We start from the raw sequence: 13052 nt of genomic DNA on the forward strand, positions 1-13052 counted from the left end.
AGCATTTTTAAACCCCGGTAAATCCCTTAGTGTAGGGATTTATCGGGGTTTTGGGTGTTAAAGATGAGAGAATAATCAATCCTTTTTTATGAATATTTCAAATCGAGTCCGATTTAACTATGAGATGGTCAAATATTACAGATAATGAAAAAAAGACCCTAATACTGTTGGTTAAAGTAATCCAGCCGTATTAAGGTTCTATTTTTACAATATACTACCCAGTTTTTTGTGATTTATAGAAATAGGCTCCTATCCCTACTAGCATAGTTCCCCCTAATATAATCAGTAAGGAGGTATCTTTTCTTTCTGATTCTGTGTTATTAAGTGATATTCCTTCTGCTTCAACTTTTTGTCCAACCAATTCAAGCTCACCAAAGACTGTGGGGTTTTGATACCCTTGACCACTTAAATCATTCCATATAGCTACACTTTCTCTATTTCCTGATGTCGCGTCATTAATTTGCAAGTCAAAGCCAATGTCATCTCCTTCTTCAGGTTCTAACACCTGCCATTCAACAGCCATTTGTACACTATATCCTGTATCCGTCTGAGTAACGAGAGATTGATCGATGGCCAGAGCAGTGGTTTCTCCAATAGACTCCTCTCCGTCTGCATTCACTCGGTATTGACCATCCCCTTCTTTATATGAGGAGTCAGAATGACGCGTCTCACTTAGAAAAACTTCTATCGAATCTTGCTCCCAGTCTTCTCCTCCAGTCGTATCAATGGTACTGTCGTCGACTTCTACGAGAACATATAAATAATCATCATCCCAAAGAAGTCTCCCCACGCCCGTGGCTCCTTGCCATGCCATTTGATAACGATCCACATCTATCGTTTCCGCTGCATACCAAAGTTCATCCAACTCTTCATCTATTTCAGGCGTCCCATAGACTGCCACAGCCTGCCTATTTTCTACTTTCTCTTCCTCTGAGGCATAGGTTGCTAAAAACCCTTCGGGATCAATAACTGCTTCATATGCCTTTTTCGGTTGTAAATTGCCATCAAAAAGAAGAGGTCTTCTTTCCGCTCGCCAACTCGTAGAATCATTTAATCCCCAGAACGTGACTCTAGATATGACATCAGAATGTTCTTTGTACAATGAAAACAGTTGGGCATAGAGAATTCCTTGGGCTATTTCTTCTTCTTCTGTTAATTCTGAAGTGGTGTTTGCTGTAATATCCAATTCTGTAATACCTATCTCTACATCTAACTCTTTAAATCGCTCTAAAGACTGCCTGACATTATCTACACTGGTTCCCATATTATAGTGTCCCTGCATACCCACTCCATCAATTAAACGTTCCCCAGGATGATTTTCTGCGTATGTTTCGTTGATTTCTTTTACCATATAATAAATAGCTGTGGCTTTATTTTGATTGTCGTCATTGTAGTCATTATAGTAAAGTTTGACATCGTGCCAGCCGTTTTCGTCCAATACTTCCCTAGCTTTCATAAAAGCCAGTTCAACATAATCATCACCGATGGCCTCTGCCCACTCTGATCGTCTTAACATAGAACGCCACATTTCAGGATCAATAGGATTATCGTTCATTGCTTCATTTACTACATCCCATGAAATAACGCTGTCTCCGTAAGCTAAAATGGTTGCTTCTATATGGCTTTCCATATTGGTTAAAGCTTCTTCCCGTGACAGTCGTTCTCCTTCACTGGTATGCATCCATTCTGGTGATTGCTGGTGCCAGACTAATACATGACCGTGAAGCAGCAGTCCTTCTTCTTTCACTCTGTCAACCAATCTCATTTGATCAGTAACGTCGAATTGCTGACTACCGTTGTAAGATGATTCCGGCTTCATTGCATTTTCAGCAGTTACCAGATTGTGATGCTCTTTAAGGAGTTCTAGTCTCTGCCCAGCCAGCTCTGACATAGAAACAGCATTACCTATTAAGAAGTAATCCTCATACACTTCTTTTATTGACTGGATATCCGATTGAGCTGGTGTTTCTATTCTATTGCCAGTGGGGGTTAGTGTGAAATCGTCAATCATGTAAGAAACAGAGTCATTACCTGAACTTTCAACGTAAACACTAATAAAATCATCCACGATAGAGTCGTATCTATAGGTCCCTTCTAGAAGCTTCCAAGTATGAGAATTAACCCTTTGTGTATCAATTGTTTGATAGCTAGCATTAGTCCCCTCTCCAATTTGAGTGGATAATTGTAACTCAGCGGATCCTTCGTCTACTAGTTTGACTCTAACTGAAAAATGATATTCCATAGATTCTTCTACTAATTCAGCAATCTGAAGCGATGGTCCGTTCCAAGCTTCTGTTCTGCCTGTGACTTTTAATGCATACTCTCCTTCATAAGCATCTTCATTTGTTTGTTCGATTGTTTCATTCTCACCTCTTGGTCCAAAACCTTCTAAACCTTCTTCAAAAGTGATATGATACCCATCATCTGATTCAGCGAGGGATGCAGATGGGAAGACTACTCCTATAAGTAACGTGTTCAGTACAATGACGGTTAAAATTGCTTGTAGTTTAGTTTTCATAAACCCTCCTATGTTATCGCTTTCAATACTTAATATGTATTTTACTGTATTTAAGAAAAGATATCTATAGTTAATTTATTTTTTAAACTAACAAACCGACTCAAAAAAAAAGAACACGAACTATATAAATTCGTGTTCTTAACGCAACCTGATATACAGGTGAGACAAGGCGTTCACAGCGCTTTGTCTCCAATACCAACATCCTGTTGTGATGATTGAACATCTGTATTGTGCAGAAGTCTCCATATACATGGAGTCCTCGACTCATCGCATAAGAAACATTATAGCACAGGTGTTATGAGATTTCAATAGTTGGTTTATCAAAAAATGATTCTAACCAGTATTTAGCTATAGTTCCATGTCCTGCATCTGTAGGGTGCACACCATCTTCACCTGTATAATAACTAAAGCCATTTTTAATCCCAGCGGCATTTAGTAAGCCATCTAAAGGAATCAGTTCTGTTTGATACTCCCTGGCCATTTTACGGACAATCTGGATTCTATGATCTAAATCTTCTCTCCATACTATGCGGTCTTTAGGATAAGGTAAAACAAATGGTTCCATTAATATAACTTTAGCATCTGTTCTTTGGAGCAGTGATTTTAGTAAATAACGGTAGTCAGCTTCAAATTCATTTAATTTTTCTTCTGAAACTTTCTTTTCTGGATGGGGGTTTCTCCATGTATCATTAATCCCAATGAGAATAGTAACGATATCTGGATTTAAATCCAAGCAATCATCTTCCCATCTGTTTTTCAAATCTATTAACCTGTCTCCGCCAATGCCTCTATTTAAGAAAGTCAATCTTTTTTCAGGATACATGGCCTGTAAATAAGCGGCAATCATGAGTGGAAAGCCATGTCCGAGACTTCCGTAGTCTTCTCTATTACGCCCGACATCAGTAATGCTGTCTCCTATAAATAACAGAGTATTGTTCTTTTTAAGTTTCACTTTGACTCCTCCTGCGATAAACTACTCTATATCCGTATGTTTCTGTAAAAAGTTGTAAACAGCTCCAATTAAGTTGGCATCATTTCGAAATAAGCACAGTTCCAGTCTTGGCATAAACGGACGCATCTGGATTCGCTCAAAAAGATGTTCAAACTCTTCCTCTATTCTATCCAGCAAACCTTCCATATTCGAAACGCCTCCTCCAATGACTATTTTCTCGGGATCGAACGAATAGGCTAAGTTGTATAATCCCATAGTCAGGTAATAAAAGAAGGTATCCACTTCTTCTTTAGCTAAATTATCTCCTTGCTTAGCTAATTCAAAAACTTTCTGACCATCAATGTCATCAGGCGAAAGCCCCGCTCGTTCCGCATACCTATTGGACATTCCTACGGGTGTTCCCATTTTGCTCAACGTTTTATCATGATCTAGCAGCATATAGCCAAATTCACCGCCAAATAAATGATCACCATGGTGAACTTTGTTATTTATGATGACCGATCCTCCAATTCCTGTACCAATAATGACAAACAGAACCGTCTGGCTATCTTTGGCAGCTCCTTTCCACACCTCAGCTAATGCAGCACTATTGGCATCATTTTCCATCGATACAGGTAGGCCTAACGCTTTTTCTAATTCATCGTAAATCGGAAAAAAGTGTAAATAAGGGACAGCACTCGTTCCTTCAACCTGTCGAGCGACTTGATTGACAGCACCAGGTGAAGAAATAGCGACTCCCTCCAACTCATAGAGTTGTGAAAACTCTTCTTTTATTTGTACAAACGAATCTTTCATTTCTACCCACGTTTTGGGTGTTTTAAACTTACTTTTTTCAATCAAATCGTTTTGAGTCCATATACCATATTTAACTGCAGACCCGCCGATATCAAATGCTAATATTGCCACCGTTTTACCTCCATTGTCACGCCTCGTGAAAAGGCATTCATTAATATGTAGGCTAGGGATCTTCCCTAGCTGTATGTCTAAAGTTGAATAATTTCTATCTTATACCCATCTGGGTCTTTTATGAAAAAGTAACTCGCTGCTCCATCTGATAATCCTGTTAGATCGGTTACATCATAGCCTGCTTGAGTATACTCTTCATGAACTGTTTCCAAGTTTTCGACACCAATAGCTATATGTCCATATCCATTACCTAAATCATAAGGTTCCTCTTGATCATAGTTGTAGGTAAGTTCAAGCTCAACTTCATCTCCAGGTAACGCTAAATAGACTAAAGTAAACTTATATTCTGGGTAATCTAGTCGACGCACTTCTTTCATTCCAAGTGCTTTTTCATAAAAATCCAATGACTTTTCTAAATCTTTTACCCTCACACAAGTGTGTAACATTTTTTTAGTCATAAGGCTGCTCCTCCTTTAATCTTCTTCTCTCATTTTGCCTTACTTTATTCAAACCGTCAAGAAAATTGTCGGCTTCAATCAATCTCTATCCAACTATGGAACAGCTTACATTTTTTATTTATTTTTTAAAATAGTATTGACTAATAGAAATGTATGCGTTATCATTTAATTAGAAATATAGTTAGTAGCAGTACTACTAGTTTTCTTTTTCATAAATCATCTCCTTTCTATGCAGATGCCCTTGCGGAAACAAGGGCATCTTTTTTTTACCTTCTTTTAAAGTTCATATAGTTCAATAGGCAAAGCATCAGGATCTTTAAAAAAGGTGAACTTCTGACCTGTTACTGGGTCCGTTCTAATTTCTTCGCAAACCACTTCTTTATTCTTCAACCATTGAACAGCTTGATCAATATTATCTACTCCAAAACACACATGCCTTAGGCCTCTTGCTTCTGGATTGTTTACTCGCTCAGGTGGGTTTGGAAATGAAAATAATTCAATCTGACTATTTCCTATTTTTAAATCACATTTGTAAGACTCTTTTTCTTCCCTATAAACCTCTTGTATGATGGGTAATTCTAAAATAGACGCATAAAAGTGTTTAGTTTTTTCATAATCACTAGCTATAATGGCTACATGATGCATAGTACGTAACATATCTCTCCCTCCCTTCCTATCATAGTAACTGATTTCTATGAGTTGTGACAGTCTGTTTTGCAATCATTATTTTGAAAGTGTATAGTATCTCTATATCCTTAAAAGATTGCAGGTGATTCCTTGGAAATCTCTATCGTTATTGTCGAACAATTATTGCAGATGGCTATTATTCTCCTATTCGGTTTTATATTAGTAAAATTTGATTTTTTAAAATCAACTGGAAGTCAACAGCTGGCCAATATAGTGACGAAATTCGTCATTCCCATTGTCTTAATGTTGTCCTTTCAGAGGGATTATGATGGAAACCAATTGATATTACTCGGGACAGCTCTTTTGGGATCACTACTCATAGTCCTGTCACGTATAATTGTCGCTCATATATTGATAAAGAAAAAACTTAAAATTGACCGGTATGCCGTTGTCTTTTCAAATACAGCCTTCATGGGTATCCCTATTATTTTGCCTCTGTTAGGTTATGAAGGTATTTTTTATTTATCTATGTACATTGTCACTTCAGGAATCGCCCAGTTTACTTACGGTATTTGGATTCTTTCAGAAGGAAAGCATCCGATGACTCTACGAAATGTCTTAACTAATCCTGCTAGCATAGGCGCTTTTATAGGATTCATTTTATATATCATTCGGATCCCTCTCCCTCCTATTTTATATAATGGACTCGATACTATAGCTGGTTTAAGTTCACCCCTCGGTATGATTTTGCTCGGAGGCTATTTAGCCAGAAGCCGGTTTAAAGAAATTTTTCTTATCAAACATAATTATTGGGTGGTATGCATTCGACTGATTATTGCACCTCTTGTGGGTTTACTTATTTTATGGCTGAGTCCGATTACTGATTCATCTGTCTTGCTTGTTTTAACTATTGCCAATTGTACTCCCACTGCTGTCAATACGGCTTTATTTTCCCAAATATATGGTGGAGATTATGAATACGGAGCACGTATCATTATTTTAGCGAGTATTTTTTCCATTATTACGATGCCACTCATTATTAGTCTGTCTTCATTGGTCTTACCTATATAGTAGAAAAATACTAACCGTTACATCAAGAGTCCACCTGCAATCCTTTAGCGACAAACATACAAAAACCGTTTCAGACACTCTTTAAAAGTGTTTAAAACGGTTTTTGATCATGCATAACTTTCAAATTGGGAGTAATACAGTTCCGAGTACAGGCCGTCTTCTTCTAATAAACGTTCATGATTTCCTTGCTCCACTATTCTGCCATCTTTGACGACTAAAATAGTATCTGCATTCCGAATAGTAGACAATCGGTGAGCTATAACAAAGGATGTTTTTCCTTTCATCAATTTTTTCATAGCTGCTTGTATTTTAATTTCCGTTTGAGTATCAACATTCGAAGTTGCTTCATCTAATATTAACAGGTTGGCATCCAATATCATGGCTCGCGCAATCGTTAATAATTGCTTTTGTCCTTGAGATATATTCATACCCGATTCATCTATGACTGTTTCATACCCGTCAGGTAGGCTCATAATATAATCATGAATTTGTGCTGCTTTGGCGGCTTCTTGGACTTCTTCCATCGTGACATTTTCTTTTCCATAAGCTAAGTTTTCATATACGGTCCCTGAAAATAACCAGGTATCCTGCAAGACCATCGCATATGATAAACGTAAGCTCTCTCGTATGGCTTGAGTTGTATCCACACCATCTAATTGAATAGCTCCTTCATTAGGATCATAAAAGCGCATCAGTAAGTTAACTAAGGTCGTTTTGCCTGCTCCAGTGGGTCCAACAATAGCGACTAGATTTCCTGAAGGAGCTTCAAAGTCCAAATCCTTAATAGTATAATTGTCGGGAGTGTAACCAAAGGAAACGTCCGACATAGATACTTCTCCTTCTACATCCCCATATTCATGGGCATCCACTATATCCGCTGCCTCTGCTGGTTCATCCATCAACATAAAGACACGTTCAGCTGCAGCAAAAGCAGATTGCAGCTCACTTATAATATTGGCTAACTGGTTAATTGGACCTGAAAAACGTCTAGAATACAGCACGAAAGAAGAAACTGCTCCTAACGTCAACATATTAAAGAGGAATAACAAAGCCCCCACAACACTAACTAAAGAAAGAGACAGGTTATTTATAAAGTTGATGGATGGTCCGACCATACTGCCATAATAATCTGCATTATAGTACGCTTGTACTGCTTCTTCATTCTTTTCATCAAAGCGCGCAATCATGTTTTCCTCTTGATTGTAGGCTTTAATGGTTTGCTGGCCCGTAATCATTTCTTCGACATACCCGTTCAGTTCACCTAGTTTTTCAGACCGCTTTCTAAACAACGGTCTGAATCGGTTAACCATATATCGAGTGAGTAAAACAGAAATAGGAATGGTCACTCCAAAAACCAAGGTTAACAGAGGCGATATGATGAGCATCATGACTAAAGACACTGTAATCGTTATAGCACTGGTTAATACTTGTATAAAATCACTTGATAATGACTGATTGATTGTATCAATATCATAAGTTATCCGACTAATGATGTCTCCAATCTGGTGCTGATCAAAGTAGCCGACCGGCAATTCAGCCATCTTATTAAAGACATCTTTTCTCATTCGGTGAATGGTTTGCTGGGTTAATTTAATCATCAAGAGTTGCATGCCATACTCCAATAAAGAGGAAAGGATGAAAAAACCAATCATCAAGCCCACATAGAAAAATAACTGTTGAAACAAGACATTACCTGCCCCCGGCTGCAGAGCATCAATAGCCAGACCAGATAAATAAGGGCCGACTAGTGAAAACAAGTTGCTCGTTACCATAAATAGAGTGGCCAATAAAAGTAACCACTTATATCTGTACAGGTAACCCCACATCCGTTTTAATAAATACGGACGACTGGTTCTTAACTTTCCTGGTTTTGTCCCACTGGATCTTCGTCTTCCACCTCTACGCAATTTGCTCACCTCCTGACTGATTTTCATATATTTCTCGATACGGTTCACTTGTGTTAAGCAGTTCTTTATGAGATCCGTACCCAATTATACTTCCTTTATCCAGTAAAATAATGTGATCAGCGTTTTGAATAGAACTCACTCGTTGAGCAATCATAATCGTCGTGGTTTCTCTGTACTTTTCATTCAGTACCTGACGTAATTGTGCATCCGTTTTGTAATCGAGTGCACTGGAAGAATCATCCAGTATTAATATTTCTGGATTTCCAGCTAAGGCACGAGATAAAAGCACGCGCTGTTTCTGACCACCACTTAGATTAGTTGCTTTAGCATTAAGCGGATAATCTAAGCCCTCATCTAAAGAATCAATAAATTCACTTGCCTGGGCATCTTCTGTCGCCTTTATAATATCTTCTTCTGATAATTCACGGCCAAAGTCAATGTTTTCTTTCATGGTGTCCGCATATAAAAAATCATTTTGCATGGCTAAACCAAACTTTGTGTGCAGTTCTTTTAAACTCATACTTTTTATATTGACTCCATTAATACGTATACTGCCTTCACTGCAATCATATAATCTTAAAAGCAGTTTGATAATGGTGCTTTTCCCACTGCCCGTTGCTCCAATAATACCAAGTGTTTCACCTTTATCAATAGAAAAGTTTATATTCTGCAACGTCTTCTTTTGTTTGCCGTAACCGAAATAGACCGAATCGAAACGAATATGCGCTTTATCTTCTACAGCATCCATGTCAACAGTCTCTAGTTCTGGCTCTGCTTCTAAAATAGCATAAATACGATTGGCAGACGCGACTCCTCTTGAGTACATAACAAAAATTCGCGTAATACTCAGCATAGCGTTTAAAATAATTGTAAAGTAAGTCATGAACGCAATAACGACTCCCGGTTGGGTCAGTCCCTGATTCACTCGATACGCGCTGGCCAGGATAACTAAAGCTAAACCTATATTTAAAAAAAGATGCATTAAAGGGGGTGTCGCTGCCATCGTCTTATTGGCGTTCGTTTCTGCTGCAACCACTTTTTGATTCACTTTTTCAAATCGTTCTTTTTCATAATCCGTTTTAGATAAGGCTTTAATCACACGGGCACCGGTAATGTTTTCTCGAACCGTACGAACAAGTTTGTCTACTTCTTTCTGTAAAGAATCAAATAGAGGTATCCCTTTCTTGGAAATAAAATAGACCGCCAGTGTCGCAAAAGGTAAAACAAAAAGCATAACAAGTGTTAACATCGGGTCTAATGTCAAAGTCATCAGTAATCCGCCCAGAAGCAAAATCGGCCCACGTACCCCAATGCGTTGCATTAACCCTATTGTTCTATGAATATTATATGTGTCCGATGTTAACCGTGAAATAAGGGACGGAGTACTGAAGTGATCCACTTGTGAGGCTGACAGATAAGATATTTTTTCATACAATTCATGACGGATGTCCCGCACAGCATCTCTAGCCACACTCGAGGCCATTCTATTAGCCTTGATGCTGGCCACGACACCTATTACGGAACACCCTATCATCAGTCCTCCCCATAATAGAATGCGGTTGACATTTTCGGTTGGAATCACGACATCAATAATAAAAGCTAAAATCCATGGTAAAAACAAATCCATAATGGTACCCGTAAACTTGATTGAAAACCCAAGTAACATTCTTCTAAATAGAGGTCTGAGGTAAGTAATAAATAAATTCATATCTAATGGCCTTTCTCCTTTAATTCGTCTGTTCGACGGCTTCTTTTGCCTGACTCATCATGTTTTTCAAAGCATTCCCTACTATAGCCTGCTCTTCTTCAGATAAATTCTTTAATATTATCTGATTCCACTCTTTTAGTACTTTCACTACTTCGGGATAAACAGCTTTTGTTTTTGCGGTGGGATAAACGAGTAATTTTCTTTTGTCAGACGGTGAAGGCTGGCGATTCACATACCCTTTCTTTTCAAGGATGGCTAATTGCCTAGTAACATTACTTTTATTGACAAAAATAAGATCGGCTAATTCATCCTGAGTTACTCCGGGGTGGCGACAAATATTGAGTATGTATGTGTGGTGGATGCCACCCAATCCGTATTCTTTCAGTTTTTCATTTCTATATAATTCTGACAATCGGGACGTTCTGCTGATATAACGCATTAAGTATTCCATTTTATCCTCCTTTAATCGTTGCGAACGCAACTATCTTTTATACCATAGCATGAATGACTCCTTTCTTCTAGCCATATGTTCCGATAGATGTTGACATTGCTATCAAACACTGGTATCATAACTTCTGTTGATAAAAAAAGCGCACGTGGCGGAATGGTAGACGCGCCAGCTTGAGGGGCTGGTCGGGGAATCCCCGGTGGAAGTTCGAGTCTTCTCGTGCGCATTGAGAAATATAATAAAGCAAAAAGACGATCGGTAACCCTATGTGGGAGACCAATCGTCTTTATTTAGTTTGTTCGGCTTTATATTATGGATACTTTTTGCTTATACTGAGTATACAAATTTTAGAAGGAGTGGTTTCAGTCATGATAAAAGGAAAGTGCCTGTGTGGAGAAACAGAAGTTGAAGTGGAAAATATAAACGATACGGTCATCATCTGTCATTGCAGTATGTGTAGAAAACAAGCCGGAGGGCCTCTATTCTTTTCTAACGCAATAAAAAATAAAGCTTTTACGCTCACAAAAGGTTCAAACCTGTCCGTTTATCCTTCATCAGAAGCTGCTGAAAGAGCTTTCTGCAAAGTGTACGGGACATTTATATATGTATTACAAAGATAAAAAGGACACCCATTTTAACGTAGAACTTTTTGATGACATGGAGAAAACCCACGTAAGACAAATACACTTAGAAGGTAAACCGGCTTATTATCACCTGTCTTCTATTAGTAAAGATAATTAACCGACTAAGATTATTTGCACTTAAGTGTCCTTACGTTTAGATAAAGATATGAACGAATCTTTCCAATTATAGGGGGTTCGTTTTTCTTTTTCCACTGACTTCCAAGCTTATTCCACCCTTTTTTTCTTCAATCGTGCTAAACTTTTAGTACCAAAAATGAAAGGAACACGTAAAAGAGGGATAGTATGAAAAGAAATAGTAACATCGATCTGTTAAAGACGATAAGTATAGTGTGTGTGATAATCATCCATTCATTACCCAGAGATATACAGATGTTGATTGCCCGACCCCTGTTTTTACAGCATGCCGTTCCTGTATTTATGATCTTATTTGGATACAACAGAGTGAAATCTAGTGAAAGAAAAGAAAGACATTCCTTCCGTGATCTGTTCCATTGGGACAACTTAAGTAGTCAGCTAAAAAGTATATTCATTCCTTACTTTCTTGTCTGGGTCTTATTTGAATTGAGTTATGGATTAGCTGCTAACAAAGGGTTAACCGAAATTGTTCAGTCATTTATATTAGGCGGAAGAGGACCAGGTGGTTATTTTATCGTATTAATGATGCAAGCCATCCTTTTATTTCCAGCATTATACACCCTGTTTAATCGATATAATCCGACTAAAGCCTTAACTGGTATTTTTCTCTTTAATTTCATTCTTGAGGCAATGAGTGTAAACATGAACCCTGAATTATATCGGGTATTTATTTCCCGTCACATTTTCAGTATAGCTTTGGGTATATTTCTAGCTAAGAGAAAAGATACCCTCTCACTCAAGAGATGGATTCCCTTTGTAAGTATCAGTCTTTTTTATATTATAAGTGTTGAGTATTTTGATGTTCATTATTTCATCGAACACATGTGGGATAGTCAGCATCCATTAGCTTATTTCTGGACATTTTTCTTAGTCTATATTGGACTTAACCTGCCAATTAAATCGTATAAATGGGTAACCGAAATAGGACAGTCATCTTATTATATATTTCTCATTCAAAAAATATATTTTATGTTCAGAAACGCTTTTTTCTCTGACATTTCCTATGAGTGGGATACAATTATTAGTTTAGTTATTAGCCTGACTTTAGGGATTAGCTTTTATTATCTAGCTAAAAATAATTACTTTGTGGATGATTTAAGGAAAACAAAATTAAGCTAGGAAAAAAGAAGCCTATCAAACAGATGACTCTGTTTGATAGGCTTCTCTCTTTTACTTTCGCCAAAAGTGAGGGTAATCTTTTTTGTCTTCGATATTAAAGGAAATAACATCTCTTAAAAGGTCATAATCTACAGGCTGAGACCATCTTATTTGAAATAATTCTTTCGTTGTTTTATATTCTGCTCTTTCAATATCTTCCATGAATTCTCGCAGTCCAGCTTTTTCAGGCGCAACAGAGAGATGTTGTTTAGCTGTACTGAAACCTATTATAAAGGTTCCTTTATGGGTAAACATTGGTTGATTCCAACCAATTTTTCTATCTAACTGCGGAAACTCTTCAGTAATCCAATTGAATAGATCAGATAAGCGCATGCGGTGATCTGGATTATCAATCGTTTCTAAATAGTCTTCAAATGTTTCCATCTCTAACCCCCCCTAATCAATTTCGTATTTCCAAAAATTTTGTTTATTTTATAGTTTATTTCTTCGTTTATTGCTTGTAAATCAATCTTTTACACAAAAAAGCACCTCTCCCTCCCCTTTTTTGATAAAATGAAGT

Annotated in this window: 12 protein-coding genes and 1 tRNA gene; 4 read left to right on the plus strand and 9 right to left on the minus strand. The window is 37.6% G+C overall.

What is annotated here, in order from left to right; all coding sequences use genetic code 11:
* Positions 1-214 precede the first annotated feature (214 nt).
* The 5 genes from ABDZ53_RS04065 to gloA2 form a co-directional block, all read right to left on the minus strand.
* Complete coding sequence (locus tag ABDZ53_RS04065; protein WP_343754242.1) at positions 215-2518, minus strand: endo-1,4-beta-xylanase; 2304 nt, start codon at positions 2516-2518, stop codon at positions 215-217.
* Positions 2519-2813: 295 nt separating this feature from the next.
* Entirely contained in the window at positions 2814-3470 is a 657-nt protein-coding gene (locus tag ABDZ53_RS04070) for an SGNH/GDSL hydrolase family protein (protein WP_343754244.1), read from the minus strand.
* Positions 3471-3491: 21 nt separating this feature from the next.
* Positions 3492-4376: an ROK family protein gene (locus ABDZ53_RS04075; protein ID WP_343754246.1), complete on the minus strand. Its 885-nt coding sequence runs from the start codon at positions 4374-4376 to the stop codon at positions 3492-3494.
* A gap of 77 nt (positions 4377-4453) precedes the next feature.
* Positions 4454-4834, minus strand: coding sequence for a lactoylglutathione lyase (gene gloA / locus ABDZ53_RS04080; RefSeq protein WP_343754248.1), 381 nt, complete (start codon positions 4832-4834; stop codon positions 4454-4456).
* 276 nt (positions 4835-5110) lie between these two features.
* Positions 5111-5491 carry an SMU1112c/YaeR family gloxylase I-like metalloprotein gene (gene gloA2 / locus ABDZ53_RS04085; protein WP_343754250.1) on the minus strand — a complete coding sequence of 127 codons (381 nt, stop codon included), beginning with the start codon at positions 5489-5491 and terminating at the stop codon, positions 5111-5113.
* 120 nt (positions 5492-5611) lie between these two features.
* On the opposite strand from gloA2, the gene ABDZ53_RS04090 reads away from it, so the two are divergent.
* Complete coding sequence (locus ABDZ53_RS04090; protein WP_343754252.1) at positions 5612-6532, plus strand: AEC family transporter; 921 nt, start codon at positions 5612-5614, stop codon at positions 6530-6532.
* A 107-nt stretch (positions 6533-6639) separates the two neighbouring features.
* On the opposite strand, the gene ABDZ53_RS04095 is transcribed toward ABDZ53_RS04090, so the two are convergent.
* The 3 genes from ABDZ53_RS04095 to ABDZ53_RS04105 all read right to left on the minus strand — a co-directional run bounded on the left by ABDZ53_RS04095 (position 6640) and on the right by ABDZ53_RS04105 (position 10598).
* Positions 6640-8358 carry an ABC transporter ATP-binding protein gene (locus tag ABDZ53_RS04095; protein WP_343754264.1) on the minus strand — a complete coding sequence of 573 codons (1719 nt, stop codon included), beginning with the start codon at positions 8356-8358 and terminating at the stop codon, positions 6640-6642.
* 73 nt (positions 8359-8431) lie between these two features.
* Entirely contained in the window at positions 8432-10147 is a 1716-nt protein-coding gene (locus ABDZ53_RS04100; protein ID WP_343754254.1) for an ABC transporter ATP-binding protein, read from the minus strand.
* Positions 10148-10166: 19 nt separating this feature from the next.
* Positions 10167-10598, minus strand: a complete 432-nt coding sequence (locus ABDZ53_RS04105; protein WP_343754256.1) for a MarR family winged helix-turn-helix transcriptional regulator — start codon at positions 10596-10598, stop codon at positions 10167-10169.
* Positions 10599-10737: 139 nt separating this feature from the next.
* Here ABDZ53_RS04105 and ABDZ53_RS04110 point away from each other — a divergent pair.
* From ABDZ53_RS04110 to ABDZ53_RS04120, 3 genes are all read left to right on the plus strand, one after another.
* Positions 10738-10821, plus strand: a tRNA-Leu gene (locus tag ABDZ53_RS04110).
* Positions 10822-10963: 142 nt separating this feature from the next.
* Positions 10964-11215: a GFA family protein gene (locus tag ABDZ53_RS04115; protein ID WP_343754258.1), complete on the plus strand. Its 252-nt coding sequence runs from the start codon at positions 10964-10966 to the stop codon at positions 11213-11215.
* Between the two features lie 306 nt (positions 11216-11521).
* Positions 11522-12493, plus strand: coding sequence for an acyltransferase family protein (locus ABDZ53_RS04120; protein ID WP_343754260.1), 972 nt, complete (start codon positions 11522-11524; stop codon positions 12491-12493).
* A 51-nt stretch (positions 12494-12544) separates the two neighbouring features.
* On the opposite strand, the gene ABDZ53_RS04125 is transcribed toward ABDZ53_RS04120, so the two are convergent.
* The gene (locus ABDZ53_RS04125) at positions 12545-12916 is read right to left on the minus strand and encodes an iron chaperone (protein WP_343754262.1); all 372 of its coding nucleotides are present in this window, start codon (positions 12914-12916) and stop codon (positions 12545-12547) included.
* Positions 12917-13052 lie beyond the last annotated feature (136 nt).

This window comes from Alkalibacterium iburiense, assembly GCF_039521845.1.
GTDB classification, from domain to species: domain Bacteria; phylum Bacillota; class Bacilli; order Lactobacillales; family Carnobacteriaceae_A; genus Alkalibacterium; species Alkalibacterium iburiense.

Bases quoted from the DNA above. Each gene is read 5' to 3' on its own strand.
- ABDZ53_RS04065 (WP_343754242.1), bottom strand. From the start codon at position 2,518: ATGAAAACTAAACTACAAGCAATTTTAACCGTCATTGTACTGAACACG.
- gloA (WP_343754248.1), bottom strand. From the start codon at position 4,834: ATGACTAAAAAAATGTTACACACTTGTGTGAGGGTAAAAGATTTAGAA.
- gloA2 (WP_343754250.1), bottom strand. From the start codon at position 5,491: ATGTTACGTACTATGCATCATGTAGCCATTATAGCTAGTGATTATGAA.
- ABDZ53_RS04095 (WP_343754264.1), bottom strand. From the start codon at position 8,358: ATGTGGGGTTACCTGTACAGATATAAGTGGTTACTTTTATTGGCCACT.
- ABDZ53_RS04100 (WP_343754254.1), bottom strand. From the start codon at position 10,147: ATGAATTTATTTATTACTTACCTCAGACCTCTATTTAGAAGAATGTTA.
- ABDZ53_RS04105 (WP_343754256.1), bottom strand. From the start codon at position 10,598: ATGGAATACTTAATGCGTTATATCAGCAGAACGTCCCGATTGTCAGAA.
- ABDZ53_RS04115 (WP_343754258.1), top strand. From the start codon at position 10,964: ATGATAAAAGGAAAGTGCCTGTGTGGAGAAACAGAAGTTGAAGTGGAA.
- ABDZ53_RS04120 (WP_343754260.1), top strand. From the start codon at position 11,522: ATGAAAAGAAATAGTAACATCGATCTGTTAAAGACGATAAGTATAGTG.
- ABDZ53_RS04125 (WP_343754262.1), bottom strand. From the start codon at position 12,916: ATGGAAACATTTGAAGACTATTTAGAAACGATTGATAATCCAGATCAC.